The 18,407-nt window shown below is 41.8% G+C and carries 13 protein-coding genes; 2 read left to right on the top strand and 11 right to left on the bottom strand.

Features of this window, described 5'->3' with window-relative positions:
• Nucleotides 1–12: 12 nt before the first annotated feature.
• On the top strand, nt 13–627 hold the full coding sequence (locus GWK51_RS01025) for a MarC family protein (protein ID WP_161932337.1): 615 nt from the start codon (nt 13–15) through the stop codon (nt 625–627).
• Between the two features lie 66 nt (nt 628–693).
• Here the strand turns inward: GWK51_RS01025 and GWK51_RS01020 are convergent, their stop codons facing one another.
• The 4 genes from GWK51_RS01020 to GWK51_RS01005 form a co-directional block, all read right to left on the bottom strand.
• Complete coding sequence (locus GWK51_RS01020; RefSeq protein ID WP_161932336.1) at nt 694–1,515, bottom strand: SDR family NAD(P)-dependent oxidoreductase; 822 nt, start codon at nt 1,513–1,515, stop codon at nt 694–696.
• Nucleotides 1,516–1,833: 318 nt separating this feature from the next.
• On the bottom strand, nt 1,834–2,658 hold the full coding sequence (locus GWK51_RS01015) for an SDR family NAD(P)-dependent oxidoreductase (protein ID WP_161932335.1): 825 nt from the start codon (nt 2,656–2,658) through the stop codon (nt 1,834–1,836).
• Nucleotides 2,659–2,693: 35 nt separating this feature from the next.
• Nucleotides 2,694–4,328 (bottom strand): long-chain fatty acid--CoA ligase, encoded by a 1,635-nt coding sequence (locus GWK51_RS01010; protein WP_161932334.1) that lies wholly within the window; start codon nt 4,326–4,328, stop codon nt 2,694–2,696.
• A gap of 72 nt (nt 4,329–4,400) precedes the next feature.
• Nucleotides 4,401–4,895 carry a 2,4'-dihydroxyacetophenone dioxygenase family protein gene (locus tag GWK51_RS01005; RefSeq protein WP_161932333.1) on the bottom strand — a complete coding sequence of 165 codons (495 nt, stop codon included), beginning with the start codon at nt 4,893–4,895 and terminating at the stop codon, nt 4,401–4,403.
• Nucleotides 4,896–5,247: 352 nt separating this feature from the next.
• Here GWK51_RS01005 and GWK51_RS01000 point away from each other — a divergent pair, with 352 nt between their 5' ends.
• The gene (locus tag GWK51_RS01000) at nt 5,248–7,944 is read left to right on the top strand and encodes a helix-turn-helix transcriptional regulator (RefSeq protein WP_161932332.1); all 2,697 of its coding nucleotides are present in this window, start codon (nt 5,248–5,250) and stop codon (nt 7,942–7,944) included.
• 253 nt (nt 7,945–8,197) lie between these two features.
• Here the strand turns inward: GWK51_RS01000 and GWK51_RS00995 are convergent, their stop codons facing one another.
• The 7 genes from GWK51_RS00995 to GWK51_RS00965 all read right to left on the bottom strand — a co-directional run bounded on the left by GWK51_RS00995 (nt 8,198) and on the right by GWK51_RS00965 (nt 18,354).
• Nucleotides 8,198–8,926: an SDR family NAD(P)-dependent oxidoreductase gene (locus GWK51_RS00995; RefSeq protein WP_100242659.1), complete on the bottom strand. Its 729-nt coding sequence runs from the start codon at nt 8,924–8,926 to the stop codon at nt 8,198–8,200.
• A 181-nt stretch (nt 8,927–9,107) separates the two neighbouring features.
• On the bottom strand, nt 9,108–11,114 hold the full coding sequence (locus GWK51_RS00990) for an alpha/beta fold hydrolase (RefSeq protein ID WP_161932331.1): 2,007 nt from the start codon (nt 11,112–11,114) through the stop codon (nt 9,108–9,110).
• A 122-nt stretch (nt 11,115–11,236) separates the two neighbouring features.
• Nucleotides 11,237–12,151 (bottom strand): ABUW_2363 family tetratricopeptide repeat lipoprotein, encoded by a 915-nt coding sequence (locus GWK51_RS00985; protein ID WP_161932330.1) that lies wholly within the window; start codon nt 12,149–12,151, stop codon nt 11,237–11,239.
• Nucleotides 12,152–12,267: 116 nt separating this feature from the next.
• A complete protein-coding gene (gene cysE, locus GWK51_RS00980) occupies nt 12,268–13,077 on the bottom strand; it encodes a serine O-acetyltransferase (protein ID WP_142769018.1) in 810 nt (269 codons plus the stop codon).
• The gene (locus tag GWK51_RS00975; RefSeq protein ID WP_161932329.1) at nt 13,070–13,924 is read right to left on the bottom strand and encodes an RNA methyltransferase; all 855 of its coding nucleotides are present in this window, start codon (nt 13,922–13,924) and stop codon (nt 13,070–13,072) included. Before GWK51_RS00975 ends, cysE begins: the two co-directional genes overlap by 8 nt.
• A gap of 41 nt (nt 13,925–13,965) precedes the next feature.
• Nucleotides 13,966–17,535 (bottom strand): DNA polymerase III subunit alpha, encoded by a 3,570-nt coding sequence (gene dnaE / locus GWK51_RS00970; RefSeq protein WP_161932328.1) that lies wholly within the window; start codon nt 17,533–17,535, stop codon nt 13,966–13,968.
• A 189-nt stretch (nt 17,536–17,724) separates the two neighbouring features.
• On the bottom strand, nt 17,725–18,354 hold the full coding sequence (locus GWK51_RS00965) for a hypothetical protein (RefSeq protein WP_161932327.1): 630 nt from the start codon (nt 18,352–18,354) through the stop codon (nt 17,725–17,727).
• Nucleotides 18,355–18,407: the final 53 nt, after the last annotated feature.

Raw genomic sequence — 18,407 nt, 5'->3', positions numbered from 1 at the left:
TCGGGGGACACCATGTATACCTCATATTTACATGCTTTTGCGTTGTTCTTTTCATTGCTCAATCCATTTCTCATGAGCATTTACATGATTGGCATGATTCGTAATTCAGAAGCCAAAGTGTTTAATAAAGCCCTGATTCAAGGCTGTTTAATTGCTTATGTGGTATTTATGCTGTTTGCATGGGGTGGCGAAGCCATTTTCAGCAAATATTTGAATGTGCGATTTGAGGCATTTCAAATCTTTGGTGGACTTATTTTCTTGGTGATTGGTTATCGCTATGTGTTTCAAGGTGCAGACACCATCGGTGAGATGCGGGGAGCACCTGAACATTTGGCAGGTACCATTGCCATGCCCTTTATGATTGGACCGGGGACGATCAGTGCTGCCGTGGTAACAGGCATGTCTTTGCCCATTGGTAGCGCTGCACTGGTGATTTTCTTCACCTTGGCGCTAACCTGTAGTTTAATGATTTTGATGAAGTTTTCGCATGATCATCTCAGGTATAAGCATGCCAAATATATAGACCGTTATGTGGATATTGTGGGTCGATTATCTGCGTTACTGATTGGTACGATTGCGATTGATATGATTATTACTGGGATTTTAGGTGTGATTGCAGAGATGTGAGTTCATCAAAATAACAAACCGAATGCAATGCATTCGGTTTTTTTATTGTCAGAAATATGATTCTAATTAGGATGCAAATTTCTCAAGAATTTGATCTAATTTTTTATCAATTTGACTACGGTAAGTATCTGGTAATACGCGAGAAAGTTTGGTCAAAATACGTGCTTGTGTACCAGGAATAATCAAAAAGTCTTTCGAGAAAATACCTTGGTAAATTTCTTTACACGCTTTCTCAACTGGCATGCTACCACCCAACTGTTTTAATGCAGCCGTAATTGGGGAACCATTCTTACGTTCATCTGTCACAAATGGGGTGTCGACTTCTGGAGGACAAACTACTGCCACAGCAATTTTCTGACTACGTAATTCCATACGGAGTACTTCTGCTAATCCAACCACGCCAAATTTAGAAGAACAATAGCCTGCATAACCATAGCAACCCACTAAACCAGCTGCAGAAGCAATTAATACTAATTTAGGTCGTTTGCCTTGTTGAACTGCTTGTTTTAAGTGTGCCAAAGCAGCATGTGCAACATTGCGGCTACCGATAAGGTTAATATTGATTTGACGTTGGTATTCTTCAGAAGTCATGTCTTCAAAAGATTTTGCAACACCAATACCAGCAGAGTTAATCACAAGATCAGGTGTACCAAATGTAGCCACTGCTTCCGCAAATTTTTCTTCCATGGTGCTTTCATTTTGGACATCAACTTCGAAGCCAGTAACTTTAGGAGACAATTTGTGGAGGTCTTTTAGCGCTTGTTCGATACCCGCGTGGGCAAATATACAGACTTGATAGTTGTCTTGGAGTAGGCGCTTAGTCAGTTCTAGACCAATACCGCTACTGCCACCCGTAACCCATGCTGTTTTAGACATATTGTTTTGCATCTCATTATCCTTATGAGTGTGGTAATAAATAGCTTTATTCAGAGACCTCAATTTCACTGAAACAGGCACATGGACAATTAATTTTCTAATTTTTATGAAAATTAGGCATTAGTTATCTAAACACCCGTTCTGAAGAAATAGGCGGCCGTTGCATTGCTGAATCTGAATGAATTTTTTGTTTTACTGCAATCTATGAATAGTGTTCTTACATGAACAGGTTCAAATCCGTTTGCAGTGAAAAAACCGAATTTTAGGAATTGGGCTTTTTATTCTATTTTGGGTTGATTCAGCTATCGTGTAGCTGAATCAACCCGTGTCTTATAACGAAAATTTCTGGATGATCTTGTCTAATTTTTTATCGATTTGGCTACGATAAAGATCAGGTAAGACTCTTGCGAGTTTATTCAAAATGCGGAGTTGTGTGCCAATAATCACCATGAATTCATCTGAGAAAATGCCTTCATAGATTTCTTTACACGCTTTGTCGACTGGCATGGTGCCACCACCCAATTGTTTCAAGGCCGCGGTAACAGGTGAACCTGTTTTACGCTCTTCAGTGACTAACGGTGTATCGACTTCTGGTGGGCAAACCACAGCAACATCAATTTTTTTGCTACGTAATTCCATACGAAGGACTTCGGCTAAACCAATTACACCGAATTTTGATGCGCAGTAACCTGTATAACCGTAGCAACCGACTAGACCCGCAGCAGAGGCAATGAATACGATTTTTGGTCGTTTTCCTTCCTTAACCGCTTGTTGTAGATGGGGTAAAGCAGCATGAGCAACATTGCGACTACCAATCAAGTTAATATTGATTTGTCGTTCAAACTCTTGCGAAGTCATTTCATCAAAATTCTTCGCAATACTAATCCCTGCAGAGTTGATTAATAGATCTGGTGCACCAAATGCAGTTACAGCTTCAGCAAATTTTGCTTGCATCGTAGTTTCATTTTGTACATCAAGTTCAAAACCACAAACAGCAGGTGAGAGTTTTTGCAATTCAGTAACGGCTTGTTCAATACCTGCATGGGCAAAAATACACACTTGATATTTGTCTTTGAGTAGACGTCTAGTCAGTTCAAGACCAATACCACTGCTTCCGCCAGTCACCCATGCTGTTTTAGAGCTATTGTTTGTCATCGCAATGTCCTCAGGTCAACTTTTAAAATAATAAATTAGACGACTTCGTCTTTTAATAGTACATCACCAAATTGGTTACGTAGATCAGCTTTTACAATTTTACCTGTACCGTTTACAGGAAGTGCTTCAACGAAGATTACAACATCAGGAATCTGCCAGCGAGCAAGCTTGTTTTCAAAGTATGCACGCACTTCTTCTTCTGTAATGGTCGAATTTTCTTGTTTCACTGCAATTAGAATTGGACGCTCATCCCATTTTGGATGGCGCGCTGCAATTGCCGCAGCCATGCGAATTTCAGGATGACCCACTGCAATATTTTCAATTTCGACAGAAGAAATCCATTCACCACCAGACTTAATTAAGTCTTTAGCACGGTCACAAATGGTCATATAACCATCGGCATCAATGGTGGCAATGTCACCCGTATCAAACCAGCCATCTGCAGTCAGTGAACTTTTCTCTTGATTGAAGTAATGATCAACAATCCATGGGCCACGAATTTGTAGATTACCTTGTGTATGCCCATCATTAGGTAATGCAGTTGTGCTACTGCCATTTACAATACGTAGTTCTACGCCAAAAGGAGGACGACCTTGAGTTAAACGAAGTTTTTCAAATTCTTCTTCACTTAAAGCTGAATGTTTTGCTTTCGGTTGGTTTGCTGTACCTAAAGGACTGGTTTCAGACATGCCCCAAGCGTGAATCGTATCGCAATTGTAGTTATTCTTGAAATCACGGATGATAGACGGAGGACAAGCAGCGCCACCGACAACATTGCGAGCCATACTTTCTAAAGTTGTCCCACGTTTTTTTGCAGCAGCGAGTAGACCTTGCCAAATTGTAGGTACACCTAAAGCGACAGTTACTTTGTAGTCATCAATGAGGCTAACGAGACTGTCACCATCTAAGTTTGGACCAGGAAGTACAATTGTGCATCCAACCATTGCTGCTGCATACGGCACACCCCAGGCATTCACATGGAACATGGGTACCACAGGCATCACAATATCTTTAGCAGATAAGTTAAGTGTGTCTGGTAAGCTGATTGCCATGGTGTGCAATAGCGTAGAACGATGGCTATACAATACACCTTTTGGATTACCAGTCGTACCTGAGGTATAGCATAGCGAACTTGGCGTATCTTCGTGGAATTGTGGCCAGTTAAACTCTGTAGATTGGTGTTGAATCAATTCATCATAGAAAAGTACACCTGGTAATGCTTCAAGGACTTTTTCATCACGTGAACCATAGCAGATGAAACGTTCAACGGTCGGAACTTTACCTTGAATAGCTTGAATTAACGGTAAGAAAGTTGAATCAAAGAAAATCGCTTTGTCTTGAGCATCATTAATAATAAAGACCAATTGCTCAGGGAAAAGACGTGGGTTAATGGTATGGCAAACATAGCCACTGCCCGAAATTGCGTACCAAGTTTCTAAATGACGATGGTTATTCCAAGCGATAGTCGCAAGACGATCACCCGTTTCAAGATCAAATGTCGTAAAAGCATTGGCTAAGCGTTTACTGTTTTGCTGAACTTGTAACCAGTTGGTTGTCGTAATTTGACCATTCACTTCACGTGAAATGACAGAGGTGTCAGAGTGATACTTTGCTGCGTGCTCTAGTAAATTACTAATCAACAAAGATTGATGCATCATTTTGCCAAACATTTCATTCATCCTTGGTAGCTGTTTTTTTAATAAAGAAAGACTTTTAGCCAGTGCTAAAAGTCTTTTATGAACTTATTTGTTGTTAAATGCAACTTCAGAGCCTGGCTTAATGTAGCGTGGCATTTTTTGACCTGTTTGTTGCGCAACTGCATGGAGAGTACGCTCAATCCAACCAGCGTCCATAATGAACATCAGTGAGTCGTCATCATTGAGGTTAACATTGGCACCTTCAACAATCATGAAGCCTTCTGCGCCTTCAGGAGTTGTTAGAGTGTGGATAGAACCTGCTGGTTCAAATAAATAGCTACCAGCTGTTTGAACATCTTCTGGATATTCGACATAATGCCAAGCACCTGCTGTTGTATAGAAATGAACAACACCTGTGTGAAAATGGCGCGGTAATGTAACACCAGCATCGAAACGTGCGCGGATAACCCAAACACCATTATCTGGATCTAAGAAGCAAGGGGTAACATGTACGCCTGGTAATGCGTTTTCGATTTCACCATCGTTAACGTTAATTGTTAATAAGCGGTCTTGATGCTTAATTGATTGTGCAATACTCATGACAAACTCCATGTATGTCTTTATTTGTGAGTGAGATATCAGAACGCTTAGATCAGCGAATATCTGCTATTTCCATGTACTTGAGCATAGCAACGTTTCAGAATTAGCAAACCATTCAAAAGAATGGATTTAGGGTTGTTTGATTATTGTTCGATTAGTTTGTATCAAAGATATATTTTCAACCTTATTATGATGCAATTTCACATGACGAGATTGTTTGCCTTATTTTAATTTGGGGACGGCTTTATACTAGCGGAATACATATATTTGAAGAGTATGTAAATTTGCTGTTAAATTTCAAGGAGTAGAAATTTGCTGATGGAAATAAATAAGAAAGATTGGATGATTTGAAATGAAAGTATTAAAAACTAAACTCAGCCGTCCAAGCATTATGAGCGATAAGGCAATGCAACGTCCTGAGTTGTTAGGTCATATGCTGGACTATTGCCAATCTTCTCTCGTCTTTATCCATGCGGCAGCGGGTTATGGTAAAACCACATTAATGCATCAGCTCAGTGAAGCACTGATTGCCAAGGGCAAACGTATTAGCTGGTTAACACTGGATAGTGATGACAATGACCCGATTCGACTTTACCAATATCTTTGGGTTGCACTCTTAGGCCTAGATCAGCTGAGTTCCATTCCTGATGGTCAGGTGCACAAGCAAAATATTCTTGAATTAACCCATAAAGTTTCAGATATGAGTGCTGAAACGGTGTTCTTTATCGATGAATTTGAAGTTATCGAAAACCCTGAGTGTTTAAATATACTGTGGTGGTTGTACCAATATTTACCTTTGAATTGTCATTTGGTGATTTCATCACGAGTTAAACCGAATTGGAGTTTTGCTAAAGAATATCTGTTGGGGCGCTTGAAGTTGGTGACGGAAGTTCATTTAAGCATTAAACCTTCAGACAGCGCACAGCTTATTGATTTTTTAAAACAACAGAATTTTGATCATGTGACTTTGACGCCTGCTTTAGCTGAGCAGTTGATTGAAAAAACGGAAGGCTGGTTAACCGGCATTCAACTGACGAATCTATATTTAAAAAATTATCACGATGCTGGTGCCGTAATTGAAAGCTTAAGTGGTGCCCACAATCAAATTGTCGACTATTTGAGTGAGCAGGTTTTTATTCAGCTACCAGAAGATATGCAAAATTTTCTGCTCAATATTAGTGTATTAAGAAAAATTAGCTTATCTAATATTCTAGAAGTGGCAGAAAACCCAGCCGCCGCTAAATTGCTAGAGAACATGATTCAAAAAGGATTGTTCCTGCAAGCTTTAGATGAACAAAACTCGTGGTATCGAATTCATCATTTATTCCGTGAATTCCTCGAAAATCGGTTTAAAGTTTCAAATCCAGAACAGTATAAAGCAGCGCATCTTCGCGCAGCTTATTGGTATCAGCAGCGCCATTATTTAATGGAAGCCATTTACCATGCACAGCATGCAGAACATCAAATGCTGGTCTTGGATCTTTTAAGTGATGTGAGCCGTGATCTGGTTTTGGAAGGACGTTTTTATAGCCTATTGGAATTGGTCAAACTCATCCCAGATGCACTATTGGCACAACGTGCAGTTTTACTCTATGACGTGATTTGGTCTTTAACCATTACCCATCAGCATTTACTTGGCAATCATTATTTACAGCTTTGGCTCAAAGTGGATTCGAGTGAAAGCATCGTCGGGGATGACCAGTTGGCTCTGGCACCTATGGTTGCGTTGATGAGTGATGACATTAAAAAAGCATCGGAATTGGCGCAAGAGAATGTCTTAAAACTAGAAGAAGCCTCTTATTTTGTGCGAGCACCCTTAATTGGAATCGGTGCTTTGTATCATATTTGTCTGGGGAAAATGACCGAAGCCAGAAAAATCTTAATTCAAACACGCGCAGCATATATACAAGGTCAAAATGTCTTTGGTTTGATTATCACCGATTGTGTAGAAGCTTTATGTGATTATCTTGAAGGTAATTTGGACAAAGCTTTGGTCAAATTTGAATACATAGGCAAAAGTGATGATTATTTAAAACTGAGTTCAGATGAGGTTTTACGACCAATTGTCAAAATGATTACCAGCAGTGTGAAAGCCAGTCTCTATTATGATCTGAACGAGATTTCACTCGCTGAAAATACCTTGCAGCATTTTCATAATGGCGAGCAATTGATTATTCCTGACCTTGCGATTGTCGGGTTTGAGTTGTTATTACGTCTGGCGCATATTCAAGGCAATCTACAGGCAGAACAGGCTTGTCTGACTCAATCACAAATTTGTACCAATGACTGGGTCATGCCTAGGTTAAGTCGCACTGTGCAAAGCATTTATGAACAATATCAGTGGTTTGATAAAAAGCACAAGTTACTGGATGCTGATGCACAAGAAGTGGAACAGTTATGCCAAAAGCATTTAGAGAAAACCTTAAATATCTCCAATGTGATTACGGGAGATGATTTAGCCCTGTATCGCCAATTGATTTTTATGGGGCATGAACAGCAAGCCAAAGCATTTTTAGCGCAAGAGCTGGCCCGAATCATGACTTATCCCTTACGTCGGGTTCGAATTTTGTTGTTATTGGCATTGGCCGACTATCGTTTGAAGCAAATAGATGCTGCGTTTAACTGGTTTGAGCAAGCCCTAGTGCTGTTAGAGCCGACCAAGGCGGTTCGTATTGTTTTAGACGAACATCCATTGCTGTTCCAGCTGTTAGCGGATTACGTTAAATTTATTTTGAAATCGAAACCGAAGAAAGAGCATTCAATTTTGGCATTTGCTGAGGTGCTCACTTCCATTTGTCCAACTCCTCAAACTGAAGTTGTGCATGAAGATGAAGCTGTCAGTGCAATTCAAGCTGAATTATTGTCCAAGCGTGAATTACAAATTTTACTTAAGGTGAGCGAGGGCTGTACGGATATTGAGTTGGCAGATAAAGTATTCTTGTCCGTTAATACGGTAAAGTGGCATTTACGCAATATCTACAACAAGCTTGGCGTACGCTCGAGATTAGAGGCGGTAACGGAAGCTAAAAAACAAGGTCTGATTCCATAATTCTAAATTTAGTAGAAAATAAAAAAAAGATGCCCATGCCTAAACGCTAAGACATGGGCAAGATAGGGAACTGGAAATATTTTAATTTGATTTGTTATTTGAAGATTTGATAGCTAACCAAGCAAAAAACTGGTTTTGAACTTTGAAGATGAAGATCATGCGGAAATAATCTTCATCTTCAAAATTCATACCGTTTCCCAGCATGCTGAGAAACGGTTGGAATCTACTTTCGAAGCTTGCTTATGCCTGCCGCTTAGAAAATAGAATATGCACCATCAACTTTGATGATCGCGCCATTCACGAAGCTTGCAGCATCAGAAGCCAAGAAAAGCACGACATTGGCAATTTCTTCTGGCTTACCAAGGCGTTGCATTGGTGAACGTGCCATGATGCCACCAAATACTTCTGGCATGTCTTTCAGTGGTTGAATGAGTGGAGTATCAATCCAACCTGGTGCTACTGCATTTACACGAATGTTTGCTGCTGACATGCTTAGTGCATGTGAGAAGGTTAACTGATCAATCGCACCTTTCGAGCAAGAATAAGCTGGTGCAAGTGCTGAACCAAACTGTGCATAAAGCGAAGAAACATTAATAATTGATGGATTATCTGATTTCGCCAAAGCTTTCGCTGCAACTTCACTGATATAGAAAACAGAAGTTAAGTTGACTTCAAGGACTTTTTTATAAGTGTCTAACTCATGTTCAGCAACAGAACCCATACCTGCGCCATTGAATAAAGTATCAATACGATCAACTTTGGCAAAGAAGGCATCAACCGCAGCTTTGTCGGTCACATCCATTTCAACGGCTTCGATATCTAAGCCTGCTGGGAAAACAGCTTTCTGTGAATTTAGTCCAAGTGCCCAAACTTTTGCACCTTTTTCAGCAAATGCAATTGCAACGGCTTGACCAATACCTGAAGTTCCGCCTGTGACGACAGCAACTTTATTTTCAAACATTTTTGTGTTGAACGCTTCCATGTTTCAATCCCGTTATAGTATTTTCAGCTTAAGCTGATGGGATTTACATTAGCGCTTGTAGAATCAAATGAAAAGAATAGGAATTCAAAACCATTCTAATGAATGGGGAATATCAAAATAGTTGAAGAGTAAACCAAGTCAGCCCATGTTGAAGTATTTAGAACATGGGCTGATCGGTGAATTATGGTTTATACAGTCCAAGTTGCATAAGGTGTAAACGCAGGATGCGTCTTAATTCAAGAACGGCTTCAGGTGTTTCCTGAATGGAATGTCCACCTTTGATAATCTTCTCTGAGACAGCACCATCCAAATGCGCACTTTTGTATGGCACAACGCCATCGGTAATCACATTCGGGTCATTGCTATCAGTGTTGTTTCCCATAATTGAATGAAATAACAAGCCTTTACGCGGCACAATGTCGGAGGTTAGTACCATAAACTTGGACTTATAACTTAAGTCACTTGGTCCATTTTGAATGAGTCCCTGATCAATCTGTTTAGCCAGATCTGAAAAATCATGCTCTTGGCTTTGCAAGGTATCACCGACCGCAGTTAAAAATGTACCAGGCAGTTTAATCACTTTACGTGCAGCACGGGTAAACCACAGGTCTGCATAAGCTGTGCCGTGGTGTGGTGCAGAAAGAAAAATGGCACGGCTAAAATTTGGGATATCTTGTATATTCATGCGCTGCGACACAATAGGCACATTTTTATATTTGTTCAATTGTCGGTTGCTCATCATCGACAGTGCTTTTTGTGTGACATCGGCATCACTGACCAGTAGGCGGGCGATAATTCCCCCCATACTGTGTCCAATCAGGACAGCATCATTTTTGGCAGAGGCATTGGCATTCACCTGAGCAAAACTTTGTTTCAGCAAGGCATAAATTTGAAAACGGCTTTCCGTAATTGGCATATTGGTTGAGTAGAACACTTGCCAGACTTGGTAGTTTTCCCTTAAGACTTTGTCGCCCATAATGTCGTTGGTTAAACGAATCCATGCTTCAGGACTACTGGCCAAACCATGTACCAAGACAATCACTTTTTTATTTGGATTGTAAGGCTCTAACATATACAAATGCGGCATGGTTAAGCGATTGTCTCGGTCAATTAAGGTGAGATAAGCTGCTTTACCTAAATTATTTTGCGCTAACCATAAGCCATACGGAGTTGAGAAGTTGGCAGCTAAAGGATAATTTTTGCCTGCCAGTTGAATTTGCTCATACTTATAAGGGTCATAGGCACGAATCACAAATTCAGGTTTGGTCAAAATATCATTCACCGAAGTGGCTGATTTCGGCTCCGCGGTAAAGGTTGCCGCCAAATAACGGGCTTTGTGAATATTCGGATTGACCCCACTTGCATAGGAAAAATGCAAGGGATCAAGAATGTATTTATTGGATTCCTTTTGCTGATCATTGGCATCAGGCAGTACCAGTACAAATTCAGATCCAAAACCATCACGACGGTTGATGGAGCGTAAGCCTGAAAAATTCAGGTTATAGCTCGACATCAGTTGTTCGATTTTCTGATCTTTCAATAATGGATAATTGCTGAAATCCAGTTGATAGATGCTCTGACCGACCTTAATTTGCTGCCCAACTTCTTTTTGCGGGTGTCGCAGACTATACGCACTCGATAGCTTGGCAATGGCTAAGTTATAGAAATCTCGGATTTGGACTTGGCGGTTATCAAAAATTCGATCTTCAGGGCCGCGTTGGGTTTTAAACATGTAGGCATAGCTATAACGGATACTTTTATCCAGCATGTCTAGTTCTTGGTCCAAACATTGATGATAATTTTCTTGCTGAATTTTCTGCTTTTCTTCCGATTTATGGCTCGCCAATAAACCCATCTTGCAGTTTGATGATGCTTCTAATGCCAGTGCCCGTGCCAGATACAATTCACTTGCAGCGGAATATAGTTGTTCATCCTGAATTTGCGGGATTTGCTGTAATTCCTGTACACATTGGGTCGGGTGTGCCGTACAGATCTTCGCTTCACGTCCCGTCATGGAAAGTACATTTAAAGTCGCTTCACTGAGTTTGTCACGTGTCAGAATGCTTTCACGCTCATTGGTAATCGTGACTTTTACCGCTTGGTTTTTGACAGTCACGACTTGGCAGCCCGAAAGCAACGTCGTGGTCAATATAGCGAGTAGGGCAATACGGCTGAAGTTTTTTTGCATAGCGTGATCTAAAGATAATGTTTTGTTTCTATTTTTTTAAATCATACGATAATTGTCAGCTTTTTCAATCATTGCCAAAAAAATAGACCGTACTGGACGGTCTATTGATCTCATGATATGAATTATGACGCTTTAGGTGGATTCAAAACCTGCCATACATTCCAGCGACCTTGGCTTTCAATTTCGCTAATTAAGCGGTCAGCGACAGCAGCTTCTTGTGGGTACTTGAGCTTATAGTTCTTCAAGATCTGAATCGCGCTTTTCTTTTGTTCCATTGCAATGTAGTTATTGGCAGCAGACAAATATGCCTCCTGTACACCCGCCTTCATGGCTTTGTCTAAATATGGAATGGCTTCGCGTTGACCACCACCTTCAGACAAACCAAAACCGAACCAGAAGTTTGCTTCAGGGTCATCTTGATTAATTTTTAAGATGCGTTGTGCATAAGTAAGTGATTTGGTGGTATAAACCGAACCCAAATCGAGGTTACGCGCCATGACGCTGGCTTTGAACGCACGAACCAAAATGTCAAAAGAAGCATCATCACGCACTGCAAGAGTATCCAGCTGCTGAGTCACCATTTTTAGCTTCGCTTCAAAGCCTTTACGTTCTTTACGGTCTGTAAAACGAGGTGGATAGTGACGGGCTTTACCTTCGACCATTTGCAAAAAGTCATCAATATCGGTGATATCAATTTCGTTTTCACCCGCAAGTACTGCATATTTCATGCTGCGTTGATTGTTATGCACTGTCGGAATAATCAAACGGTTGCTATCTAGAGTAATCTTTTCATTTGGATTTTCTGGATTGGTCACCACCATTTTGGTGACAGGTTGAGCCGCAGCTTGTTTTAACTCAAGTTCAAATGGAGGTGGTGCAGAATAGTTAAATGGGTTTAGTGCATAAAATGGTGCAGTAAGATCTGGTTCTGTGAAAATAATTGGTTCTTTAGAGTTCTTATCTTTGGTTGGTGTTGTGCTACAAGCCGTTAGAAATGATGCGGCAATTAGTGCGATTGCCAGAGGCTTTAACGTCATAGTATTCATCCATTCTTTCTTTTAAAAGTAATAAAAAATTGCATGTTCGTCAGTCTAAGAAAACTCGGACGAACATGCAATATAGTGCGTGTTACAGTTGGTTTTTAATTATGTCGTTATGGCTTTGATTGACTACTTTGTGCCTCACATTCGCGGCGCACGTCTTCAATAATTTTTAATTCTTCTTCGCTATACGGCTGTTCATTCAACTGTTGCTTTTTAAAAGTTGGATCAAGCAGGGATAAACGCTGGCACAAGGTATTCATGCGCTTTTCATTGTTTTGAATACGGTCCAGTAAAACACGCATGCCTTCCAGCATCGGGTCAGACTGGTCCTGTGTCGCTGCATAAGGTTGGAAGCCGATACTTTCTGCATAGTCACGACGACGTGCTTCATCTTCATCTTTCGGGCGGTCTTTGCTGATGTAACGGGCGGGATTACCCACAGCAGTGGTGCCTTCAGGCACAGCTTTGGTCACGACGGCATTTGAGCCAACCTTAGCACCTTTACCAACGGTAAACGGTCCTAAAATTTTTGCCCCCGCACCCACAATCACGCCATCTTCCAGCGTAGGGTGACGTTTGCCTTTATTCCATGTGGTTCCCCCAAGGGTCACGCCATGATAAAGGGTTACATCATCACCAATTTCAGCAGTTTCACCAATTACCACACCCATGCCATGATCGATGAAGAAACGACGACCAATTTTTGCACCTGGATGAATTTCGATACCTGTTGCAAAACGACTAAACGAAGACAGCAGTCGTGCAGAACCTTTACAGTCTTTTTTCCACAATTCATGTGCCATACGGTGCATGATTAAGGCATGAATACCCGGATAGGTGGTTAAAACTTCTAAAGTGTTTCGAGCTGCTGGATCGCGCGCGAAGACAGCTTGTATATCCTCTTTGAGCTGTTTAAGCATCAGACGGATCCTCTTTGTCTTGGGTCTTAGGTGTAGATGGTTTCCATGTGCCTTTATGCAAGGCTTGTACACGGCTAAAAATACCACGCAGTAAATGGTATTCCATTTTATCTAATTGTATACGCCCAAATAAGCGACGCAAGCGTAAGGGCAATAATCTTGGGTTATTTGGATCTAAAAATTCAATATCTTCAAGCATTTTCTCTAAATGCGGGTAGAACTGTTGCATTTGATCATGCGTGACCAAGGGCTCATCCCAATGCATTTGAGCGGTTTTGGTCACGGGCATGGTCGTTTCAGGATCTTCAGTTTTTTCTACCAGAGCCAGTGCAGCCATACGCATTTCGTAGCAAATCACTTGAATGGCTTGTGCCACATTCAACACGCCGTAATCGGTGTTGACTGGAATGGTGACATGGTAGTTGGCCAAAGCCAGTTCTTCATTGGTCAAGCCACGGTCTTCACGACCAAACACTACGGCAATATTTTGTTGCTGCGAAACCACCGCTTTGAGCGACATTTCTGCCGCAGGGCGTGCATCGAGTAAAGGCCAAGGAATGGTACGGCTACGTGCACTGGTGCCAAACACAATATGACAGTCTTGAATGGCTTGCTCTAAGCTGTCCACAATTTGAATCTGTGGAATCAGGTCGACTGCGCCAGCCGCCAAAGCTTCAATGTCTGGATGCGGATAAGTCTTTGGCGCGACCAGCACCAACTGGCTGAGTCCCATGGTTTTCATGGCTCGCAGTGCACTACCAATATTGGCAGGCAGAGTGGTATTCACCATGACAATCCGTACATGGGAAAGATGTGCTGCAACGGCAGTATTGTCAAATTGATTCATCACATTTCCAATCTTGTTAAATCGCTGAATGACCTTAATCGTTAAGAGTATTGGTTCGCTTCAGCTTGATATAAATCCATTGCCTCATCCATGCTCAAATCGGCAGGTGGAGGGGGTACTTGGGCAGGTTTAGCCTGTTCATAACTGACAGCTTTAGCCGCTTTCGACTTGACCTGATATTCAATATAGATGGCTTCTTTACCAAAATAATCGCGTAATTTGCTGAGAAGCTCATCTAAAGGCGCGACTTTCCACTGCATGCCTAAATGTAAATCGGCAGTAGCATAAGCATAATCCAGTTGCAATAACACCGGGATGTGATTGCACAGGTCGACATTGCAATACGGCAACAAGATTTTTTGCAAATCTTGGCCCAAGGTTTTGCTCAGATGTTCTGGCTGTAATTTAATTTGAATGCTATTGGCGCGTTTCTGGCGAATCTCATTCAGGCTAAAGGCTTTGGTGAGACGTCCCATCGGACGGTCAAAACCTTCACGCTCGTAAATTTCACCTTCAATTACTACCACGCGCTCATTGATGATAATGTCTTTAAAGCGTTGGAAGCGTTCGTGGTTGGCAGAAACTTCAATACGCGATGTCCCATCATCTAGCGTAACCATGACACGGTTCGGGAAGTTGGCAACATCCACCACCAAACCTGCAAATACTGTGGTTACACCGCGACGGGTCGGTGTGAGTTCATTAATTTTGGCAGGAATGAAGGATTTTAATTCAGGACGATATACATCAATCGGATGTCCTGTTAAATATAAGCCAAGGGTATCTTTTTCACCTTTGAGGCGAACTTCATCTGACCATGGTTTCACAGGTTTGGCAGGCTTACGTTGAACTTCTTCAACTTCACCAAATAAATCCATGATGCCTGTTTCACGGTTGCTACGTGCCTGTTCCGCAGCTTGAACTGCTTCAGGTAATTGTGCCATGAGGCTTGAACGTTCAATACCTAAGCAGTCCAAAGCACCAGCACGAATCAGCGCTTCAAGGGTACGTTTATTGATTTTCTTTAAATCAATACGGTGGCAGAAATCAAACAGGTCTTTATACGGACCATCCTGCAGGCGAGAGTCAATCACCGACTGCATGGCCTGTTCACCGACGCCTTTAATCGCACCTAAGCCATAGACAATGGTCTTTTCATCGGTCGCATGGAAATGATAGAGCGACATATTCACAGATGGTGGTAATACATCTAAGTTATTATTACGGCAGTCATCAATTAGGAACACCACGTTGTCGGTGTTCTGCATTTCCGATGACATTACCGCAGACAAAAATTCAGCAGGATAATGTGCTTTTAGCCACGCCGTTTGATAAGCAACCAATGCGTACGCTGCTGCATGCGATTTGTTAAAACCGTAACCTGCGAACTTTTCCATATAGTCGAAGATATGGTTGGCCGTGGCTTCATCAATATCTTTTTTCGATGCACCTTCAATAAAGATCTGGCGCTGTTTCACCATTTCTTCAGGTTTCTTTTTACCCATGGCACGACGCAGTAAGTCCGCGCCACCCAGAGTATAGCCCGCACAATACTGTGCAGCCTGCATTACCTGTTCCTGATACACCATAATCCCATAAGTTGGTTCGAGTACGCCTTCAAGTAAAGGATGTAGGTACTCAAATTCGCCACCATGCATACGGTGAATAAAGTCTGGAATTAGATCCATAGGACCCGGACGGTATAAGGATACGAAGGCAATAATTTCCTCAAATTTGCTCGGACGAGCTTCCTTGAGCATTTTTTTCATGCCGACGGATTCAAACTGGAAGACCGCAGTGGTATTGGCATCTGCGAAAACCAAGTAGGCGTCTTTATCATCCAGTGGAATGTTGGCAATATCCAGTGGTATCTCAGACGGGTAGTGCTTGTTAATATTTTGTACTGCGTCTTCAATAACGGTTAAGTTACGTAGACCCAAGAAGTCGAACTTGACCAGTCCAGCAGCTTCAACATCGTCTTTATCGTATTGTGCGACACGACCTGTACCATCTGCATCACACAGTACCGCAGAGAAGTCGGTAATTTTGGTTGGTGCAATCACCACACCACCCGCATGCTTACCTGTATTACGAGTAATGCCTTCTAACTTGAGCGCCATTTCCCAAATTTCAGAGGCATCGTCGTTGTCCGGGTTAGATGGATTGGTGACAATATCTTTAAGTTGTGGTTCAGCTTCAATCGATTCTTCTAAAGACAAACCTAAAGGCTTGGTCGGAATCATTTTGGAAATACGATCCGCCAAACCATAAGATTTACCGAGTACACGGGCAACGTCACGAATGGCACCTTTTGCTGCCATGGTACCGAAGGTGGCAATTTGGGAAACCGCATCACGTCCGTAGTTGCGTGCTACATAGTCAATGACTTTATCGCGACCTGCAATACAGAAGTCGACGTCGAAGTCGGGCATCGAGACACGTTCAGGGTTTAAGAAACGTTCAAAGAGCAGGTCGTAACGGAGTGGGTCGAGGTCGGTAATTTTTAAGCTATAAGCGACCAGAGAGCCCGCACCCGAACCACGTCCAGGACCAACTGGAACCCCATTATTTTTCGACCATTGAATGAAGTCCATAACGATGAGGAAGTAGCCAGGGAACCCCATCGAGTTAATGATGTTAATTTCGTAAGTAATACGGTCATCATACGGTTTACGGATTTCAGCCCAGTCATCGCCACGTTGTTCCACTGGATAGAGGTGATTGAGGCGTTCTTCCAGACCTTCTTTGGATAAATGCTCAAAGAAGGTGTCAATGGTATGACCTTCTGGAATTGGATAGTCGGGAAGGAAGTACTTACCCAGTTGCAAAGTGACATTACAACGTCTCGCAATGTGGAAACTGTTTTCAATTGCCGTCGGCAAATCTGAAAACAGCTCGGTCATTTCAGCCGCAGTTTTAAAATATTGTTCAGGGCTATAAGGCTTTGGACGACGATCATCACCAAGCACATAACCATCGGCAATACAGACGCGCGCTTCGTGTGCTTCAAAATCGTCACGAGTAATAAAGTGCACATCGTTATGTGCTACCACGCCAATATTATATTTTTTGGCGAGTTTTACCGCTTCGACAATATAATCTTCTTCAAAAGGGCGATCCGTGCGGGTGAGGGTAAGGTAAACCCGATTACCGAATTTTTCGATCCACTGTTCGAGTAAGGGTTCTGCCTTTTGCGGATTGGACGAGCACAGCATTTTACCGACATCACTTTGCATGCCCAATAAGGCAATAATGTCATCATGCTGTTCCAGCACCCAGTCTTTTTGCACGCAGGGGATATCGAGTTGCTGACCTTCAATAAAACCGCGGGAAACAATTTCCGTCAGTCCACGCCAGCCTTTATTGGTCATGGCCAATAAGGTCACGCGATGTTCGGCATCATTCAGTCGAATGACTGAACCTAGAATCGGTTTAATACCTTTGGACTGACAAGAGCCGTAAAATTTGACGGCTGCATGCAGATTCGACAAGTCGGTCAAAGCCAAAGCTGGCATTTCGTCATTTATCGCAGCTTTAATTAGATCAGGTATCCGAACGATAGATTCAGTAATTGAAAATTCGGTATGAATACCAAGATGAACAAAGTGCATAAATGAGTCCCTGCGAAAACCACTCAATAGTTTAGCATGCTCTGCGCTTATTCTGAGTTTAATTGAAATGAATTGGTTAAGTTTTAATAGCCTAAAGGCTTCTCAAGGCTGGTTTTATTTTAACTTGTACAAACTGACCGCCCATTTCTTGTTAGATGGGCGAAATGAGCGGAGACAGGGAATGTACCTCTAACATGCAAGCGCTTGCTGAATGGAGAACTTTGCGAGTTTTCCATTTTTAAAACTGAAATTGAGAGAAGCCGTATAAGGTGGGCTGAAATCTTGCGGATGCTTTATAAACTCATTCACTTGATCACGTTCTAAAATAAGTACTTGAGCTTCTCCCGATGGACTCAATGTTTGTGCACTGTGTTTAAAATCTTGTTTAAACTGCTGCAAAGTATAGTGCGCTGTAATTTGAACATTGTCTGCAACAATTTTCTCGTTCATCTCTTGGGTGTTGTTCCAAGTTAACCAGACACGACCTTTGGTTTGTCCCAGTTGCTGGAAGCTGGATTTACTTTTATAAAATTGTGCATCTTTGATTTGAGGATTATCTTCAGCAAAAATTTCAAAGCTTAGGTTTTTGCTAAGCGTTGGTTTTAGGCCGTATTCATAATTCCCTGTACATTCTGAATAGATTTTTTGGGTTTTCGCATTACCTGCTTTAATCAATTGACTGACTTGTTCTGCCGATACAGCAGCATTGAGTTCAATCTGGTTAACTTTGATGCTGGTGACATAATCGTAATGAGCTGAATGAACTTGGTGAATTATAGAAAGCGAGCCAAGTCCCATTAATACAGTAGTTATTTTCATGATTTCGTTGTAGTTCGTCTGTTGTGTTGTTGATTATATAAATTTTGAACTTG

It is taken from the genome of Acinetobacter kanungonis, assembly GCF_009939195.1.
GTDB classification, from domain to species: Bacteria; Pseudomonadota; Gammaproteobacteria; order Pseudomonadales; family Moraxellaceae; genus Acinetobacter; species Acinetobacter kanungonis.
Note: the sequence above shows the minus strand (reverse complement) of the source record. Positions and strands in the feature narration are given on the sequence as shown.